The following is a 16,424-nucleotide window of genomic DNA, read 5'->3' as shown; positions in this document are numbered from 1 at the left end:
GCTCGCAGTCTCTTCCAAATCAGGGGTCCAGGTCGCATAAACTTCTTGAAACAGAAAGTTGGACCCATGGATTCGAAGAAGGCCGAACTCGACAGAGTCGATCGGGCGCTGCTCAGGGCGCTGTCAGTGAATGCTCGGGCTTCTGGCGCTGCCCTCGCGGCCGAGATTGGCGTTGCCGAGTCGACGGTGTCACTGCGATTGCGACGCCTGCAACAACTCGGCCACATTCGAGGGTACCGGGCGAACATCGACCTCGCCGCCCTCGGTGCCTCACTGCAGGCGCTCATCTCGGTGCGGCTGGCCAAGCATGCGCGTGGTCAGATTGACGCCTTCCGCAATGCCGCCCCGCATTGGCCCGGCGTGATCGGCCTCTTTCACACCGCCGGCGCCGACGACTATCTGCTGCACGTTGCGGCGGCCGATGCGACTCACCTGCGCGACTTCGTCCTCGAGCATTTGGCTGAGCATCCCGCTGTCGCCCACACGGAGACGAACCTGATCTTCGAGTACGTCGACGGCGATGGCTGGCAAGACCTGGTCAAGTAGCGGATGGGTGGGCTTCGGCCCACCCGACTACTGGCCGCAGTTCACGCGTTAACGAAACAACGCCCCCCGCCGAAGCGGAGAGCGTTGTTGTTGCAGTTCCGAAGAACTACGTAGTTCAAAAGAACCAGCGTTCAGAAGAACCAGCCCTAAAAAAGGATTTAGAGGGCGCGGATGTTCTCGGCCTGCGGACCCTTCGGGCCCTGCGTCACCTCGAACTCAACCTTCTGGTTCTCATCGAGGGACTTGTAGCCGCTCGAAGCGATTGCGGAGTAGTGCGCGAACACGTCGGCGCTTCCGTCGTCGGGTGCGATAAAGCCGAAGCCCTTTTCAGCGTTGAACCATTTCACGGTACCTGTTGCCATTATGAAACTCCTCCAGGAGTGTAAGACCGGTCCCGACTGTCGGGACCGTTCGTCGCGGTATTCGTCGTCCGCTTCCGAAAGGAATGTGGCGCACAGACCGGGGTCAATGCGTTTTAAGACGTGCAAGCACTACAACTTCTTTCTAAACACTAGACCATGAAGCTGCGTTTTCACCTGAACCTTTCAGAAATTCGTTATCAAGCGTTATCTACGGTCACAAAGTCGATGAGTTGTTCGACCCGTCCCAGCAGCTCAGGCTCCAGGTCGGCGTAGTTGCGAACCTGCCCGAGAATCCGCTGCCAAGCTCGGGCAATGTCGGCCTGCTCGGCGTGTGGCCAGCCGAGCGCCTGGCAGATTCCGTGCTTCCACTCGATCGAGCGGGGGATCTGCGGCCAGCTGGCCAACCCCAGGCGGGCCGGCTTCACCGACTGCCAGACATCCACATACGGATGTCCGACGACGAGCACATGACGGCCGTGCGGCCCGCGCGCCACGGCTTCGGCGATCCGGCTCTCCTTGGATCCGGGCACGAGGTGGTCGACGAGCACCCCGACTTTGCGCGTGGCACTCGGTTTGAACTCGGCCAGGAGCTCAGCCAGATTGTCGACGCCCTCGATGTATTCAACGACGACGCCTTCGATCCTGAGGTCGGCGCCCCAGACCTTCTCGACGAGTTCCGCGTCGTGGCGGCCCTCGACGAAGATGCGGCTCGGCAATGCGACCCGGGCCGGCGTGTTGGCGACCGCCATCGATCCCGATGCGGTGCGGGCGCGCTGCTGGGTGGTCTTCATCGTGGGGTTGATGAGGGTGACGGGCACGCCGTCGACCAGGAATCCGGTGCCGAGCGGAAACAGGCGCAGTTTGCCGTGTCGGTCTTCGAGAGTGACGATTCCCTTCTCGACGCGCGTCACCGCGCCGCAGAACCCGGTCGCCACCTCTTCGACGACGAGGTCGCGGGTGGCCTCCTGCTTGTTGATGAGGGTTCTGCCGGCTTCTCGCCATCCGGGGGCGAGCACGTCGTGTCCGTATCGATCGTCAATCACTGTTTTACGTTAGCCGAAACGTCGATCGAACCGTCCCGTTGATCGAGCCTGTCGAGATCGGTGTCTCAGCGACACGCTTTCAGGAGCGTGGCCGCCAGGCCGTCCAACCGTTCGGCACGGCCAGCAAGAGCTCCGTGGCCAGGGCGCGTCTCGCAGCCGTCAGCTGTTCGACAGCGGAATCCCCGCCGGTACCTCCGCTGCTATCAACGGCAGTGAGTGAAAATCCGAACCAGGGGGTGGCACCCGGCCGGTATCGCTCCTGAAAGTTGCCGGCGGCAACGGCGAGACTCTGCCACTCCAGGTCGGTGGCCAGCCTCACGACATCCTCGTTGAGGAGCGAACGCCATCGAGGGGTACCAAAATCAGGAGTGGAGGGCGTGTCGCAGATGCTGCGCCACGGAATTCCGCGGGAGCACCCCGGCCGACACACCTCCACTCCTGATTTCGGCCCCGTGCCGGAGCCGGGTGAGCGGGTCGAGTCCGGAGGCCGGCTCGCCGAGTCTCGACAGGCTCGACCGACGGGATGGCTCGACCACCGAGCTAGCGGAAGTCCCGCGAGTTCATCCGCGCCCCGACGGTCAACGGCTCGAACTTGTCGGCGATCAGGTTCGTCACGCCCTCGGGGGAGCGCTCCAGGATGCCGCGCACCACGAGGGCGGGCGACTCCCGGGCGATGCGCCTGTACTTGTTCCAGACCCCGATCCCGGCGATCACGTTGAGGGTTCCGGTCTCGTCTTCCAGGTTGATGAAAGTGATCCCGCCCGCGGTCGCCGGTCGCTGGCGGTGCGTGACCACCCCGCCCACCTCGATCCGTCGGCCGGATTCATGCTCGGCCAACTGGTCGACCCGCAGCGCGCCCCGGGCGGTCAGTTTCTCGCGGGCATGGCGGATCGGATGGTCGTCGGTCGAGATCCCGGTGGCCCAGAGGTCGTAGACCACTTGCTCGGCGGGGCTCAGCAGCGGCAACAGCGGCGGTTGCACGCTCACCATCGAGCCGCTCAGATAGCTGGCCTTGTCCTGACTGGCATCCCCGGCGTTCCAGAGCGCCTCTCGCCGTTCCAGGCCGAGTGCGTCGAACGCGCCGGCCGCGGCGAGCGCCTCGAGCTGTTCGGTGGTCAATCCGACGCGACGCGCGACATCCGCCATCGACCGATAGGGGCCATAGGCCGCGCGTTCGGCGACAATGCGTTCGGCGAGATCCTGCCCGATGGTGTTGACCTCGGCGAGGCCCAGTCGCACGGCGAAGCCGCCGTCGCGGCGGTGCTTCGCCCAGTCCGGCGGAATCGACCGGTCGAAGAGCGGCACCTCCGGTTGGTCGTGAGCGAGGCAGCTGTCTTGCCCGCCCGGAGCGGCAGCCGTCTCCGAAGCCTGCGCACCCGGCGCGTTGCCCGGCGCACTCCCCAATACTTCGAGGCCGGCATCGGCGCCCGAGTGCAGGATGTCGGGGCGCAGCACAATCACGCCGTGCCGTCTCGCATCCGCCACGAGCGATTGCGGCGAATAGAACCCCATCGGCTGGGCGCGCAGCAACGCGGCGAGAAACGCGCCGGGGTAGTGCAGCTTGAGCCAGGCGCTCGCGTAGACGAGCAGCGCGAAACTGATCGAGTGACTCTCGGCGAAACCGAAGTTCGCGAACGCCTCGATCTTGTCGTAGATGTTGTCGGCGAGTTCTCCTTCGATGCCGTTCTCCGCCATCCCCGCATAGAGCTTGGCTTTGAGTGAGGAGATCTTCTCGATCCCGCGTTTGGAGCCCATCGCCCGGCGCAGCAGGTCGGCGTCTTCGCCGGTGCAGCCACCGACGGCCATGGCCATCTGCATCAGCTGCTCCTGAAAGAGCGGAACCCCGAGGGTGCGTTCGAGCACCGGTTCGAGTTTCGGATGCAGGTAGGTCACCTTCTCGGTGCCGAGCTTGCGCCTGATGTACGGGTGCACGGCGCCGCCCTGAATCGGGCCGGGGCGGATCAACGCGATCTCGACCACCAGATCGTAGAACCGGCGTGGCTGCAACCGGGGGAGCGTGCCCATCTGCGCCCGGCTCTCCACCTGGAAGACGCCGATCGAGTCGGCCCGGCAGAGCATGTCGTAGACGCCCTGTTCCTCCCGTGGAATCGTGTCGAGCGCCCACGATTCACCGAGATGCTCGGCAGTGAGGTCGAAGGTGTACTGCAGGGCGGCGAGCATGCCGAGGCCGAGCAGATCGAACTTGACCAGGCCCATCCAGGCGCAGTCGTCTTTGTCCCACTGCAATACCGTGCGGTTCTCTTTGCGGGCGTGTTCGATCGGGCACACTTCGCCCACCGGCCGGTCAGTGAGCACCATTCCTCCGGAGTGGATGCCGAGGTGCCGCGGAAAGGTGAGCACCTGCTCGGCGAGTTCGACGACGGATGCGGGGATGTCGTGGTCGCCGCTGGCCACCTGCCCGCCCCAGCGTTCGATCTGCTTCGACCAGGCATCCTGCTGCCCGGTGCTGTAGCCGAGCGCCTTGGCCATGTCCCGCACGGCGAACTTGGGCCGGTAGGTGATCACATTGGCCACCTGGGCGGCGTTCAGCCGCCCATAGGTGGCGTAGACGTACTGGATGACCTCCTCCCGGCGGTCGGAGTCGAAGTCCACGTCGATGTCCGGCTCTTCGTCACGCAGGCTCGAGAGAAAACGCTCGAAGGGCAACCGGTAGTAGATCGAGTCGACGGCGGTGATCCCGAGCACGAAGCAGACGGCGGAGTTCGCCGCAGAGCCGCGGCCCTGGCAGAGGATGCCGCGGCCCTTCGCGAAGTGCACGATGTCGTGCACGATCAGAAAGTAGCCGGGAAAGTCTTTTGCCTCGATCACAGCGAGCTCTTTCTCGATTCGCTCAGCCACACTGTTGTGCGAGCCGGGGTCGTCGTAGCCGGGGTACTTCGCGGCCGCTCCCTCCCAGGTGAGCTTGCGCAGCCAGCTCATCGGTGTGTGTCCATCGGGCACCTTCAATTTTGGCAGCCGCGGTCGGGCCCGGCGCAGCGGAAAAGCGAGTTCGGCGGCGAGCGGAACCGTGTTGGCGACGGCACCGGGAAAGCGGGCGAACCGTTCGGCCATCTCGGCGCCGCTTCGCAGGTGCGCGCCGCCGGATGCCGGCAGCCAGCCGTCCATCTCGTCGAGACTGCGCCGCGCGCGCACCGCGGCGAGCGCGCCGGCCAACCGGTGCTCAGACGGGGTGGCATAGTGCACGCTGTTCGTCGCGATGATCGGCAGGCCGGCCTGGCCGGCGAGCTCGGCCAGCACGTCGTTGGTGCTGCTGTCGGTCGGGTGCCCGTGGTCGAACAGCTCCACGTAGACGTTGTCGGCGCCGAAGAGGTCGACCAGGCGGGCCAGCTCGGCGGCGGCCGCAGCCGGACCGCTCGTGGCGAGGGCCTGACGCACGGCGCCCTTGCGGCATCCGCTCAGCACCACCCAGTGCCCGGACGCCTGCTCGGCCAGCGTGTCGAGGTCGTAGACCGGACGGCCCTTCTCCTGGCCGTTCAACTGAGCGTGAGTGAGCGCCGAGGCCAGCCGGTGATAGCCCTCCTCCTGGCGGGCGAGCACGACCAGGTGGGTTCCTTCCGGGTCGGCGACGCCGTTCTGCGGCGCGCTGAGCCCGAGCGAGAGTTCGGCGCCGAACACCGTGGCGATGTTCGGAAAGCTCTCGGCGGTTTCGGCCAGGCGCACCACGCCGTAGAGGCCGTCGTGGTCGGTCAAGGCGAGAGCGGTCAGCCCCAGCCGGCTTGCTTCTTCGAGCAGTTGCTCTGGTGAGCTGGCCCCGTCGAGAAAGCTGAAGTTGGAGTGTGCGTGAAGCTCGGCGTAGGGCACCGTCTCGCCGGACGGCGCCGGAGCCGGCTCGTGCGGCTCGTACGGCTGACGCTTGCTCGACCAGGCCGGGCTGTCACCCCCGTTGGCGGCGGGCGGGGCGCCGCCCGGGCGGCGTTGGTCGGACAGTTTGCGCTCAAGCTCAGACCAGGGGATCGGGGGGTTACTCCAGCCCATGGGTACTCACCTTCTTCTCACACCCGGTGATCGAGCTGTCGAGCGATGTACTGAGCCTGTCGAAGTGATCTCGTGAGCTGGTCTCGAGATCGGCGCACCCGGTCTCGACAAGCTCGACCAACGGACCGACACCTGCCTAGTCATAGCGCGCCTCCGCCCACCACACGTGCTCTTCGAGCGCGAGCAGCCAGGCGTTGCCGTCGGCGTCGACCACCTGAAAGCGATGCAACCCGCGCCCGCGTTCGGCATCCCACCAGCGCTCGGTGACCGGCCACGGCCCGGCCCAGGCATCGATCGGGCGCTGGTCGGCGGCCTTCGTGGTGGGGGAGAACCAGCTCGGCGCCCCGGTGAGGATGCCCCGCTCGTCGACATCGATCGACTCACCCCCTGCGGCAACGACGGCAACGGGCCGTCGCACAGTGAATACCGTCGAGGGTGCCAGCCCGGGCAGGCTGCCCGGCCAGGGCTGTGCCTGCGCACCGCGCAGTACGGCGCCGGCCCCGGGCACCTCATCGCCCCAGGGCACCAGGATCTGCCGGTCGGCCAGCATCCGCCCGCCGCCGATGACCGCGGTGAGCACGCCGTCGTGCCCGAGCATGCTCTGCACCCGGGTGAGTCCGTGGTGAATGCGTTCGTCGGGTCCCGAACCCCACAGCCCCTGCTCGTGGTGACCGGTCGAGTCGACCCGTTCCGGCGTGATCTGCACCTTCGCGATGCCTGAGCGCAGCCCGGTATCGATGTTGCCGCCCCCCTGCAGCTGCCAGCGCACCCGGTCGACGACATCCCCGGCGGTGAACCAACGCGGATGCAGCCAGCTGCGCAGCGAAATCTCGCCTGATTCGGTGTGCACCTCGATCGCCACCGCCGTGCACACCAACCGCGCCTCGGTGAGCGCATCGATGAATCCCTCGGTCGCCGCCCGGATGGCGAAGGTCACCTGATCGACGCGGTCGAGCGCCGGGTCGAACTCCACCGTGAGATCGTGCAGTTTCGGCGGAACTCGGGCGATGACGCTTCTGCTGTCGAGCCCGCTCGCCTTCTCATGGGCAGCAGCGCCCTCCGCGCCGAACCGGCGGCGCACATCGAGCGCGGGCAGCGCGGCGAAGTCGCCGAGGGTGTGCACGCCGAGCCGGTGCAGCAGGGTGGCGAGCCGGGAATCGACCAGGATGTTGACCGGCAGCGGGGCGAGAAAGCGGGGCGAGTCGCCGGGCTCGACGATGAGCACCGGGTTCTCAGGGTTCCGGGTGGCACGCGCCGCCTGCTCAGCGGCGAAGGGGCCGTCGGCGATTCCCACCCGCACATCGGGAATGCCCAGTTCGACCAGGCAGCGGATGAGCTCCCGCGCGGCGGCCTCTTCGCCCCCGTAATAACGGCTCGGCCCGCGGGCGCGGATGGCGCTGGTTCCGGGCCGCAGCACCTGCACTCCCGGCGTGATCTCTTCGATGCGGCGGATCACCGGTTCGAACGCGCGGGCGTCGTACACCGGGTCATAGGGAAGAACGGTCAACGTCGTGCAGCGGTATTGGGCCTCGCGCAGTTTCAGACCGCGCTGCACCCCCTCGGCCCGGGCGGCACGCGAACACGCGAAGACGAGGCCGTGCTCGATCAGGGCCAATGGTTCGTCGGCGCTCACCCCGGACTCCAGCGCCTGGGTTGCCGCGACAATCGGCCAGTCGGGACACCACAGCACAATCGTGCGGGTCAGCCGGGAAGACATGGTCACCCCGCCACCGCATGGGTCAGGCCGTTCCGGGCGGCTGCGTTGCCGGCCCGGGCGAGTGCCGGCACGGCCCCGAGCTGGGGTTTCGCCGGCTTGAACTGCTGCTCGCCGTCGGGCAACCAGAGCCGCGTGCTGTTCGCCCGGGCGAACCCGGTGCGCCCGGAGGACGAGACCGTCACCTCACGCCCGGTCAGCAGGCCATGCCCGCGCCCCACGCCGCTCCACCGGCTCGAGGTCACCCGCAACTGTGCTTCGCTCTGCGGCCAGTCGCCCACCACGATCAGCGCGCAACCGCGTTGGCGGAGGCGGGCGCCCAACCGGGCGACATCCGCATCACTGGCCTTCTGCGGCGGGCGGGTGACCACCACGGTGAGCACGTCGACGAGGGCTGCGGTGACGGTGAGCCACTGCTCGCCGGGTGACGGCACCAAGACGAGTCGTTCGAGGTCGATGCCGAACCGGGTCGCCGCCTCGGCACCGAAATGCGGCAGGCCGACGACTCCGCACCAGGCGCCGCTCTGCGACGGGCCCGCCAGCAGCGCCATCACGAGGGTGGTGGAGCCGTCGACCGAGTAGGCAGCGCCCTCCCGCAACGCACCGCCGGGCAAGACATCGGCCAGGGCGGGAAGGGTGGGCAGCGCCTTCGTCGACAGTTTGGTGGCCTGCATGCCCTGGATACGTTGTTGCAGCAGGGCCACCCGGCTGTGCGCACTCTGTTGATCTGCGCCGTGTTGAGATGCACCGTACTGATCTGCACCATGCCCGTCTGCACCCGCTGCACCTGCTGCGGGCGAGGGAAAGACGGCGGGAATGGACATACCTCAATATTCGAACACTTGTTCTATTAAGTCAATCGAGATTCAGCATTCACGGCGAGTCGGAAGGCGGCTCACCGGCGCGCTGAATTCCGTGCGCCGACCACTCTGACAGTGACCACCGACATCCGGATCACCCCCCGGTTCATACCGCCTCCGGAACCGTGCGCGGACCGGCGAGCGGAACCGACGGATGCGCAGAGACGACGGCATCGCCCGGCTTGTCGCCACCCGCAAACTCACCGCTCGCCGTGGATTCCCGCGCCAAGAAGTTGCTCAGCTCACCGATCGTGCTCATCAACGGCGCGGGGAAGACCACGAGCGTGTTCTTGTCGACGCCGATGTCGACCAGGGTCTGCAGAGTACGCAGTTGCAGGGCAAGCGGATGCGCCATCATCGTGTCCGAGGCATCACCCAGGGCCGCAGCGGCCAGGGACTCGCCCTCGGCGGCGATGATCTTCGCGCGCTTCTCCCGCTCGGCTTCCGCCTGCTTGGCCATGGCGCGCTTCATCGAATCAGGAAGCAGAATGTCCTTGAGCTCGACCAAGGTCACCGCGACACCCCAGTCGATAGTCTGCACATCAAGAATCTCGCGAATGTTCACGTTCAAGGTGTCTGTCTCGGCGAGCGTCTCATCCAATGCATGTTGACCGACCACCTTGCGCAACGTCGTCTGCGCGATTTGGTCGATCGCTGCCCCCACGTTCTCGATCGCAATCACCGATTTCACCGGATCGACGACCCGATAGTAGGCGACCGCGGAGACCCCGACGCTCACGTTGTCACGGGTGATGATGCCCTGCGATTGGATGGGCAGCGTTACGATCCGCAGCGACACCTTGTGCATGACGTCGACGAACGGGATGATGAACCGCAATCCCGGCATCCGGGTTCCGGTCAGCCGGCCGAATCGCAACACGACACCCTGCTCATACTGCTTGACGATGCGGATCGACGCGATCACCAAGGCGATCACGATAATGCCTGCGATCGTCCACCACAGAATTGTCCAGAACATGAGAATCATCTCCCGAACGGCAAGACTCCTGCTTGCCGTCTACGTTAATTCTCGTCCTGAATCGCTGTGAGTGCACCGTGCCGTGCGGGCACGCCTTTCCCGATATCAACCGGGTCCGGGAGTAACCTAGCCCTATGTGTGGTCGATTCATCATTACCGATACGGCGCCCGATCTCGTCGCCATGTTCGACGTCGAACATGAGGGAGAGAACCTGCCCGAGCCGTCGTGGAACGTCAAGCCGACCGAGCAGATTCCGATCGTGCTCGAGTCGGCCAAGCAAGAGCCGGCGGTGCGGCGCCTCGAATCGGCACGCTGGTCGCTGGTTCCCTCATTCGCGAAAGAACTCGTCGCCCCGTACCCCACGTTCAACGCACGCGCAGAGACCGTCGGCGAGAAGTCGACCTTCAAGAACTCGCTGGCCTCCAAGCGGGCGCTGATCCCGGCCACCGGATACTACGAATGGCACACGGTCGGCACGAAGAAGACTCCCTACTTCGTGCATTCCGACGACGGCTTGCCTCTCGCTTTTGCCGGCCTCTACTCGTGGTGGCGCAACCCCGCACTGGCCGACACCGACCCGGCCCGCTGGGTGCTGACCGCGACGATCTTGACGACCGACGCTCAGGGCCCGCTCGCAGAGCTTCACGAACGCATCCCGGTCGTGCTTCCCGAAGAATGGTGGGATCACTGGCTCGACCCGCACACCAAGGGCGATCAAGGCCTGGCGAATGCGGCAGTCGACGCGTCGCGCCCGCTGGCCGCGAGTCTGCAGTTCTATGCGGTTGCTCCGCTTCCTGCCGACGGCAATGGTCCCGAGCTGCTCGAACCGATCGGCGAGATCGGTCAGCTCGTCTAGTTCGTGGCCGCAATGAAGGGCATGCCCGCCACCGTCATCTTTGTGCATGGCCTCCGCACCTCGGCGACCCTCTGGCGCCACCAGGTGGAGCACCTCGGCCGCCTCGGCATTCCCACCCTCGCGATCGACCTACCCGGGCACGGACAGCGCCTGGGGGAGCGCTTCACCCTCGACCTCGCCTTGAAGGCCATTGGTGACGCGGTGACGGCGGCAGAGGCATCCGGGAGCAAGCCCTACCTGGTGGGGTTCTCGCTGGGCGGCTATCTCTCGATCGAATGGGTGGCGCAGAATCCCGGCCGGGTCGCTGGGCTGCTCGCAGCCGCGTGTGCGACGGTGCCTCACCCCGTCATCATGCACGGTTGGCGGGCCGCGTCGAAGGTGATTCACACGTTTCCCGATCGCGGCCGGGCGCTCAACGACTTCACGGTGCGACTCCTCGTTCCGCAGCCGGGGGCAACCGACGTGATCGCCGGGGGAGTCGCCCTGGAGGTCATGGATGACGTGCTTCTCTCACTGCTGGCGCTGCACCCCGTCGACCGGCTGCGGGAGATCCACGTGCCCGTGCTTTTCGTCAACGGCCGCTTCGACCACGTGCGCGCCCACGCCGGCCGTTATCTCGCGGCCACCCGCGACGGCCGGCTGGTGACGGTGCCCGGCGCCAGCCATATGGTCAGCGTGGTACGACCAGTCGAATTCACGGATGCCCTACTCGACGGGTACCGCCAGGCGACCTCTGACTGACACCTACTCACGTGCCAAGGAGTCGACAAGGCTCATCTCGCAGGCCAGTGATGCGTTTTACCAGAGTGGGTCGGTCACCGGATGCTGCAGGGCACGGGCGGGGAGATCGGGCGAAAGCAGGTCGAGGCGTGCCGGGTTCCAACGGGGTGAGCGGTCTTTGTCGATGATCTGCGCGCGAATTCCCTCACGCAGGTCAGGTTCATCGAGCAGCCAGGCGCAGACCCGGTGCTCCAACTCCAGCGCGGCGCGCAGACCGGGAAGACCGCGTGCCTCGCGGAGCGCGGCGAGCGTGACGGTCACCGCGGTCGGGGAGAGGGAGACCAGCGCATCGGCGGCGGCTCTCGCCTCCTCGCTGGAATGGGTCGCGGCGTAGTCGTCGAGTCGCGCGATGATCTCTGACACGGTGTCGGCAGAGAAGCAGGCGTCGACCCAGTTGCGACGAAGGGAGAGTTCCGACGGCTCAGGCGTTTCGTCGAAAAGGAGCACAATCTCACTCGGTGAACCGGGATCTGCGCGCTCGGCGAAGGCCAGCAACAGGTGCGGCAGCAACCGCGAGGGCACGAAGTAGTCGGCGAAACCCAGCACGAGGGCGTCCGAGCCGCTCATGGTCGCCGAGCTCAGCGCCAGGTAGGTACCCAGTTCGCCCGGAGCGCGGGCGAGCAGCCAGGTGCCGCCGACATCCGGGCAGAAGCCGATTCGGGTCTCCGGCATGGCCAGCTTCGAGCGTTCGGTCACGACACGGATGCTGGCGTGACCGGCCAGACCGATCCCGCCGCCCATTGTGACGCCATCCATGATCGCCACAAACGGCTTCGGGTACTCGGCGATCATTGCGTTCAGCCGGTATTCGTCGCGCAAGAAGGCGAGCGAGGCAGCGGTGTCTCCCGACACGGCGTTGTCGTAGAGAACGCGCACGTCGCCGCCGGCGCAGAGGCCGCGGTCGCCGGCGCCGTCGAGAACGACGAGTGAGACCTCAGAACTGTCCCGCCACGCGGTGAGTGCTTCGGTCAGCAACAGCACCATTGAATGGGTGAGGGCGTTCAACGCCTCCGGACGGTTGAGGGTGAGGTGGCCGATGCCATCATGCACACGGATGCTCACCTCGGCTGTTTCTGACATGGTCCCACGGTACCGATGCAGGCGGGCCTGGCGCGAACTCCGTGTGAAGCTGTGGACTGCGCTTCACTGCCCGCTGTGCTCAATGAGCCGTGCGTCGAGCTGATCAAGAATCTCCGGCCAGGCCGCGGCGTGCTGCTCCTTCAGCTCGGCGTTCGGGAATCCGGCGTGGGTGAGACGGAGCAGCGTTGACTCACCGTGCGGGATCAGCTCGACCGTGACCACGGTTTCGGCACCCAGCGTTCCACTCGTCACCCAGGTGAGTTCGACGAGACGGTCGTGCTCGAGGCGCAGAAACCGCCCATAGTGCGGGTGTCTCTTGCCCTCGAACTCGGTCTGAAAGAAGAACGGCGCGTTCACCTCGGCGAGCATCGACACCGAACCGCGGGCCGCGAACCACAGTTCGAACCACTCGGTCCAGGCGTCGTAGAGGTCGGAGGGATGCGAGACCATCACCCGTTCCACGTGCAGCGTGTGCGGACGGTCGGTCAGATCCGGAAGGCGGGGCCCTGCCATCGTCGAGCCTCAGAGAACTCGGGCCACGCGCTCAAACCCGGGCTTGCGCGGCGTACGGTTCTCGGCGCCGACCATCCAGGCATACTGCTCAAGCGTGTCGATGATGCCGTGGAGCAGATCGGCGGTCGACGGATCTTCATCGTCGACCTCGTCATGCACGGCACGAACGTTGTTCACCGTCGCGGTCAGCCGCTCGGTGATCAGGTCGACGGCGTCCGACGTGCTGACTTCGCCGTCGGGAAAGGGCGGAAGCTTGGTCGTGTCGCTGACCGTCTCGCTGCGGCCATCTGGCACACAGTCGAGCGCGCGCATCCGCTCGGCGATCACATCGGAGAACTCGCGCACTGCATCGACGATCTCGTCGAGCTGGAGGTGCAGATCGCGAAAATTCGTTCCGACGATGTTCCAATGCGCCTGTTTGCCCTGAAGATGCAGTTCGATCAGGTCCACCAGAACTGATTGCAGATTCTTGCTGAGAGTCTCGGACGCTTGCATGGATTCCTCCTCGCCTGAGAGGGGAGAACCCGACCGATCAGCTGGGCTTGCTACCCCTGTCTTGGTCATTTCAGGGTAACAGGAGCCCTTCGAACGGACCGGCTTTTCTCTGTGCCGCCTCCGGTGCCCGGCAACGCGCTACGCTCGATGGTGCGGCGTCAGCCGTGCCCGTTGGCAGCCCATCGCAAGGAACAGTTCATGAATGTCGTTATCTTCATCGTCTCTCTCGCCATCTTCGTGCTTGGCATGTGGCTGTTTGGCCTCGCGTTCGCTGTGACCGCCGGCATGCTGCCGATCTTCTTCGCCGGAATTCTGTGCGTGGCATTGTCCATCGCGATTCCGACGAACATTCTGCGCGACTAACTCTCCGTCTCGCTCTACCCAGCCCGGCCCTGCTCCTGCAGGGCCGGGCTTATGACGTGCTGCTCGAGAGCCCGGCGATCAGGTTGATCAGGCTGGCCAGAATCACCGAGCCGAAGAGATACGAGAGCAAACCGTGTCGAAAGGCCGTCATCCGCACCTCACGAGTGGTCAGGTTCGTGTCTGAAACCTGAAACGTCATGCCCAGGGTGAACGCCAGGTAGGCGAAGTCGCCGTAGCTCGGCGGTTCCTTCTGGTTGAAGTCCACGCCCCCGTCGACCCCTCGGTAGTACAGGGACGCGTAGCGCAGCGTGAACAGGGTGTGGATCAGAAACCAGGACAGTGCGACGCCGAAGACCGCGAACACCGCGACCACCACCTGCACCCTGTCGCTGGCTCCGCTGGTTCCGATGAGCAGAAACACGATGGCGCCGAGGCTCGCAATGCTGGCGAGCACGATCAGGAGGTCGGCCATCGGTCGCGCCGGGTCCTCGCGCGTTGCGTGGCTGGCCGTCGTGGCGGCATCCATACGCCCGATCATCGCCCAGACCCAGACGATATAGGTGATGGAGGCGGCGCCCCAGCCGGCGATGAGCGCGAAGTCCCAGTAGCCGAGGAGCCCGGTGATGGTAGCCACAAGCACGCCCGCCACCAGCATCAGCACGAATCGGGTGCCGGACCGGTGCACTCGCGGCCACGACGTATTACTCTTCATGCGCCGATGCTTGCACAGAATCGCGCTCTGGCCGGGTTCACCACGCGTCGGGTGCCCAGCGCGACGCGCGGGCATCCGCAGCCATGATCAGGTGTTCATCGGCATCGTGCCAGAATTGTTCGATACGTTGTTATACCGCCCGTGGGGGTGCGCTGCCGATTGAGCGGTGTCTCCCGCCCTTGATCCACGTTGAAAGAGAACGCCCCGGATGCCTGATAGTCCCGCCGCATCCACCCCCTATGAAGTGTTGGGTGTCGCCGCCACGGTCGGCGACGACGAGTTGCGCCGCGCGTATCGTCGGCGCCTGCGTGCCACCCACCCCGATGTGGGAGGGAACGCCGTTGAATTTCAGGCCGTACAGACAGCCTGGGAGCGGATCGGCACTCCCCAGAGTCGGGCGGCCTACGACGGCCATCGTTACGCGGATGCCGATCAGCATCCGACGCGCACGGCGGGTCCCGGCAGTGCGTCGGGATCTGCTCGCGCGGGCGGCGGTGCTTCCGGTCGCTCCACCCAGTCGTCGGGGCCGAAGGCACGCATGCACGGGCATCCCGGTGGCATTGCCCGGCAGCACTACCTCACGCTGATCCGGGAGTGGTCTGGCCGCGGAACCACGCTCGACGACCCCTACGCGCCGCAACTGATCCGCTCTGCCCCGCGGGAGATCCGGCACACCTTGGCGAAGGCCCTCGCCGAGGAATCCACCGCCCAGCTCATCTCGAGTCTCGGGATCGGCTACACCGCCTGGCACGACGTCGCAGCCGGCCCGCGTGGCCACAAGCTCGACCATGTGGTGTTGGGTCCGGCCGGCCTCTTCGCGATCCTGTCGGAGGACTGGGGCGGTCCGGTCGAGCTCAAGCGCGGCGAACTGGTCGGGGAGTCGCTTGAGGGCGCCGAGCCGATTCACGATTTCGAAGACGCCGCCCGGGCGTTCTCCCGTGAGCTGCGGGTGAAGTTCACCGCCCTCGTGATCGTGCTTCCCGATGCGGCGCTCAGCGAAGTCTTCACGCTGCCGGCGCGGGGTCGCCGCCCGATTCTTCTCGTCGTTCCGCGGTCACGCTTGGTCGGGCTGCTGCGCGAGGGCATGCCAGGGATGAGCCGGGGGAGTTTCGAGAAGGTCTTCGAGCTGCGCAGCACCCTGCAGAACGGCGTGCGGCTGCTGGATTAGCGCAGCGTCAGTTTCTCCACCCAGTAGTCAAGAAAAGCGGCCCCGGCCTCGTCGTGAATCTGTTCACCCATGACGATCACGGGGTAGGGGCGGTCCAGAATGCCATCGGCCGGTCGCACGTCGACGTGCGCGACGTCATACCCGGCGGCATGCAGGTGATCGGCCATCAGATAGTCGCTACGAGAATCACCGACTGAGCGCCAGACCTCGGGCAGCGAACCGGACTCGGCGAAGAACTCCAGGGCCCGACGGGCGCCGTGGTCCTTGTCGAGGGTCACCGACTCGATGTCGGTGGAGATGATCGTCGGGTCGAGGCGGAACGGAACCGAACCGTCCGCGGCGGGTTTCTCCCGATCGCCGTAGCGCACGCCGAGACCATGGCGGGCGACGATGGCGAACGCGGCTTCGTTGAAGGCGGGCTGGGCCGCCAGATAGGTCGCGCTGTCGACATCCGTGCGCTGCTCGACCGAGATCATCGCGCGCTTGGTCGTGTCGAAGAACATCGTGTCGCTGAACCGCTCGGCGACCAGTTGGCGCACTTCGTCGATGACGGCCTGGGGGAATGCGACCGAGGCGTCGATGACAACCTCGCCCATGCCGGCCGGGCTGATCGGAAACCAGACCGCCCCTTTCTCGCACACGCCGTACATCCGGAGCCCATCGGGCAGGCCGGCGGCAACCAGGGGAGCAATCACCTCGTCGCGGATGAAGTCGGCTGATCGACCGGTGATGAACGCGATCGGCACGTTCGCGCCGGCGAGCAGAATCAGGTCGTTGACGATGCTCGGGGTGGCGATGGTGCGGGTCACGGGGCTCGCGATCGGCCCGTCGACGTCAAGCAGCAGACCAAGCGGAGAGTGGATGTCAGGCATCCGATCATTCTTTCATCTCAGGCGCTGCCGCTCTTGCCCGCGGGCCGCCTCGGCGTGGGTGCGGCCGACGGCCTATTCTTGGTG

General features: G+C 66.0%; 17 protein-coding genes. 5 read left to right on the top strand and 12 right to left on the bottom strand.

All coding sequences use genetic code 11. From position 1 onward, the window contains the following. The first annotated feature begins 66 nt into the window (after positions 1 to 66). A complete protein-coding gene (locus AC1DCF_RS15905; protein WP_441789822.1) occupies positions 67 to 546 on the top strand; it encodes an Lrp/AsnC family transcriptional regulator in 480 nt (159 codons plus the stop codon). Positions 547 to 704: 158 nt separating this feature from the next. On the opposite strand, the gene cspE is transcribed toward AC1DCF_RS15905, so the two are convergent. The 7 genes from cspE to AC1DCF_RS15870 all read right to left on the bottom strand — a co-directional run bounded on the left by cspE (position 705) and on the right by AC1DCF_RS15870 (position 9,500). After that, a complete protein-coding gene (gene cspE / locus AC1DCF_RS15900) occupies positions 705 to 908 on the bottom strand; it encodes a transcription antiterminator/RNA stability regulator CspE (RefSeq protein ID WP_055814297.1) in 204 nt (67 codons plus the stop codon). 197 nt (positions 909 to 1,105) lie between these two features. Beyond that, positions 1,106 to 1,948 (bottom strand): DUF3097 domain-containing protein, encoded by an 843-nt coding sequence (locus tag AC1DCF_RS15895; protein ID WP_477211940.1) that lies wholly within the window; start codon positions 1,946 to 1,948, stop codon positions 1,106 to 1,108. Positions 1,949 to 2,030: 82 nt separating this feature from the next. Continuing rightward, the gene (locus tag AC1DCF_RS15890) at positions 2,031 to 2,270 is read right to left on the bottom strand and encodes a DUF6226 family protein (RefSeq protein WP_477211870.1); all 240 of its coding nucleotides are present in this window, start codon (positions 2,268 to 2,270) and stop codon (positions 2,031 to 2,033) included. 221 nt (positions 2,271 to 2,491) lie between these two features. Continuing rightward, positions 2,492 to 5,947 carry an error-prone DNA polymerase gene (locus AC1DCF_RS15885; protein ID WP_477211869.1) on the bottom strand — a complete coding sequence of 1,152 codons (3,456 nt, stop codon included), beginning with the start codon at positions 5,945 to 5,947 and terminating at the stop codon, positions 2,492 to 2,494. A 136-nt stretch (positions 5,948 to 6,083) separates the two neighbouring features. Further along, complete coding sequence (locus tag AC1DCF_RS15880) at positions 6,084 to 7,664, bottom strand: DNA polymerase Y family protein (RefSeq protein ID WP_477211868.1); 1,581 nt, start codon at positions 7,662 to 7,664, stop codon at positions 6,084 to 6,086. A 2-nt stretch (positions 7,665 to 7,666) separates the two neighbouring features. Further along, complete coding sequence (locus AC1DCF_RS15875; RefSeq protein WP_477211867.1) at positions 7,667 to 8,485, bottom strand: hypothetical protein; 819 nt, start codon at positions 8,483 to 8,485, stop codon at positions 7,667 to 7,669. A 142-nt stretch (positions 8,486 to 8,627) separates the two neighbouring features. Continuing rightward, the gene (locus AC1DCF_RS15870) at positions 8,628 to 9,500 is read right to left on the bottom strand and encodes a slipin family protein (RefSeq protein WP_477211866.1); all 873 of its coding nucleotides are present in this window, start codon (positions 9,498 to 9,500) and stop codon (positions 8,628 to 8,630) included. A 134-nt stretch (positions 9,501 to 9,634) separates the two neighbouring features. Between AC1DCF_RS15870 and AC1DCF_RS15865 the strand changes: the two genes are divergently transcribed. Further along, positions 9,635 to 10,357: an SOS response-associated peptidase gene (locus AC1DCF_RS15865; RefSeq protein WP_477211865.1), complete on the top strand. Its 723-nt coding sequence runs from the start codon at positions 9,635 to 9,637 to the stop codon at positions 10,355 to 10,357. A gap of 21 nt (positions 10,358 to 10,378) precedes the next feature. Next, positions 10,379 to 11,098: an alpha/beta fold hydrolase gene (locus AC1DCF_RS15860; RefSeq protein WP_477211864.1), complete on the top strand. Its 720-nt coding sequence runs from the start codon at positions 10,379 to 10,381 to the stop codon at positions 11,096 to 11,098. 57 nt (positions 11,099 to 11,155) lie between these two features. Here AC1DCF_RS15860 and AC1DCF_RS15855 read toward each other — a convergent pair whose 3' ends face one another. The 3 genes from AC1DCF_RS15855 to AC1DCF_RS15845 form a co-directional block, all read right to left on the bottom strand. Then, positions 11,156 to 12,217 (bottom strand): enoyl-CoA hydratase/isomerase family protein, encoded by a 1,062-nt coding sequence (locus tag AC1DCF_RS15855; RefSeq protein WP_477211863.1) that lies wholly within the window; start codon positions 12,215 to 12,217, stop codon positions 11,156 to 11,158. 63 nt (positions 12,218 to 12,280) lie between these two features. Continuing rightward, complete coding sequence (locus AC1DCF_RS15850; RefSeq protein ID WP_441789809.1) at positions 12,281 to 12,730, bottom strand: SRPBCC family protein; 450 nt, start codon at positions 12,728 to 12,730, stop codon at positions 12,281 to 12,283. A 9-nt stretch (positions 12,731 to 12,739) separates the two neighbouring features. Further along, on the bottom strand, positions 12,740 to 13,225 hold the full coding sequence (locus AC1DCF_RS15845; protein WP_441789808.1) for a Dps family protein: 486 nt from the start codon (positions 13,223 to 13,225) through the stop codon (positions 12,740 to 12,742). Between the two features lie 198 nt (positions 13,226 to 13,423). On the opposite strand from AC1DCF_RS15845, the gene AC1DCF_RS15840 reads away from it, so the two are divergent. Further along, on the top strand, positions 13,424 to 13,588 hold the full coding sequence (locus AC1DCF_RS15840; RefSeq protein WP_441789807.1) for a hypothetical protein: 165 nt from the start codon (positions 13,424 to 13,426) through the stop codon (positions 13,586 to 13,588). Positions 13,589 to 13,637: 49 nt separating this feature from the next. On the opposite strand, the gene AC1DCF_RS15835 is transcribed toward AC1DCF_RS15840, so the two are convergent. Further along, positions 13,638 to 14,300: a DUF1345 domain-containing protein gene (locus tag AC1DCF_RS15835; protein ID WP_477211862.1), complete on the bottom strand. Its 663-nt coding sequence runs from the start codon at positions 14,298 to 14,300 to the stop codon at positions 13,638 to 13,640. Between the two features lie 208 nt (positions 14,301 to 14,508). Here AC1DCF_RS15835 and AC1DCF_RS15830 point away from each other — a divergent pair, with 208 nt between their 5' ends. Next, a complete protein-coding gene (locus AC1DCF_RS15830; RefSeq protein WP_477211861.1) occupies positions 14,509 to 15,468 on the top strand; it encodes a DnaJ domain-containing protein in 960 nt (319 codons plus the stop codon). On the opposite strand, the gene AC1DCF_RS15825 is transcribed toward AC1DCF_RS15830, so the two are convergent. Beyond that, positions 15,465 to 16,340 carry a hypothetical protein gene (locus AC1DCF_RS15825; RefSeq protein WP_477211860.1) on the bottom strand — a complete coding sequence of 292 codons (876 nt, stop codon included), beginning with the start codon at positions 16,338 to 16,340 and terminating at the stop codon, positions 15,465 to 15,467. The genes AC1DCF_RS15830 and AC1DCF_RS15825 overlap by 4 nt on opposite strands. Positions 16,341 to 16,424 lie beyond the last annotated feature (84 nt).

It is taken from the genome of Leifsonia sp. 10L418, assembly GCF_056395445.1.
The sequence above is the reverse complement of the archived record's forward strand: the minus strand, read 5'-3'. Positions and strand labels throughout refer to the sequence as shown.

What these genes read in the sequence shown, in the direction of transcription:
- AC1DCF_RS15830 (WP_477211861.1), top strand. Translation starts at nt 14,509, where the DNA reads ATGCCTGATAGTCCCGCCGCATCCACCCCCTATGAAGTGTTGGGTGTC.
- AC1DCF_RS15875 (WP_477211867.1), bottom strand. Translation starts at nt 8,485, where the DNA reads ATGTCCATTCCCGCCGTCTTTCCCTCGCCCGCAGCAGGTGCAGCGGGT.
- AC1DCF_RS15825 (WP_477211860.1), bottom strand. Translation starts at nt 16,340, where the DNA reads ATGCCTGACATCCACTCTCCGCTTGGTCTGCTGCTTGACGTCGACGGG.
- AC1DCF_RS15835 (WP_477211862.1), bottom strand. Translation starts at nt 14,300, where the DNA reads ATGAAGAGTAATACGTCGTGGCCGCGAGTGCACCGGTCCGGCACCCGA.
- AC1DCF_RS15850 (WP_441789809.1), bottom strand. Translation starts at nt 12,730, where the DNA reads ATGGCAGGGCCCCGCCTTCCGGATCTGACCGACCGTCCGCACACGCTG.
- AC1DCF_RS15905 (WP_441789822.1), top strand. Translation starts at nt 67, where the DNA reads ATGGATTCGAAGAAGGCCGAACTCGACAGAGTCGATCGGGCGCTGCTC.
- AC1DCF_RS15880 (WP_477211868.1), bottom strand. Translation starts at nt 7,664, where the DNA reads ATGTCTTCCCGGCTGACCCGCACGATTGTGCTGTGGTGTCCCGACTGG.
- AC1DCF_RS15870 (WP_477211866.1), bottom strand. Translation starts at nt 9,500, where the DNA reads ATGTTCTGGACAATTCTGTGGTGGACGATCGCAGGCATTATCGTGATC.
- cspE (WP_055814297.1), bottom strand. Translation starts at nt 908, where the DNA reads ATGGCAACAGGTACCGTGAAATGGTTCAACGCTGAAAAGGGCTTCGGC.
- AC1DCF_RS15860 (WP_477211864.1), top strand. Translation starts at nt 10,379, where the DNA reads ATGCCCGCCACCGTCATCTTTGTGCATGGCCTCCGCACCTCGGCGACC.
- AC1DCF_RS15845 (WP_441789808.1), bottom strand. Translation starts at nt 13,225, where the DNA reads ATGCAAGCGTCCGAGACTCTCAGCAAGAATCTGCAATCAGTTCTGGTG.
- AC1DCF_RS15840 (WP_441789807.1), top strand. Translation starts at nt 13,424, where the DNA reads ATGAATGTCGTTATCTTCATCGTCTCTCTCGCCATCTTCGTGCTTGGC.
- AC1DCF_RS15885 (WP_477211869.1), bottom strand. Translation starts at nt 5,947, where the DNA reads ATGGGCTGGAGTAACCCCCCGATCCCCTGGTCTGAGCTTGAGCGCAAA.
- AC1DCF_RS15855 (WP_477211863.1), bottom strand. Translation starts at nt 12,217, where the DNA reads ATGTCAGAAACAGCCGAGGTGAGCATCCGTGTGCATGATGGCATCGGC.
- AC1DCF_RS15865 (WP_477211865.1), top strand. Translation starts at nt 9,635, where the DNA reads ATGTGTGGTCGATTCATCATTACCGATACGGCGCCCGATCTCGTCGCC.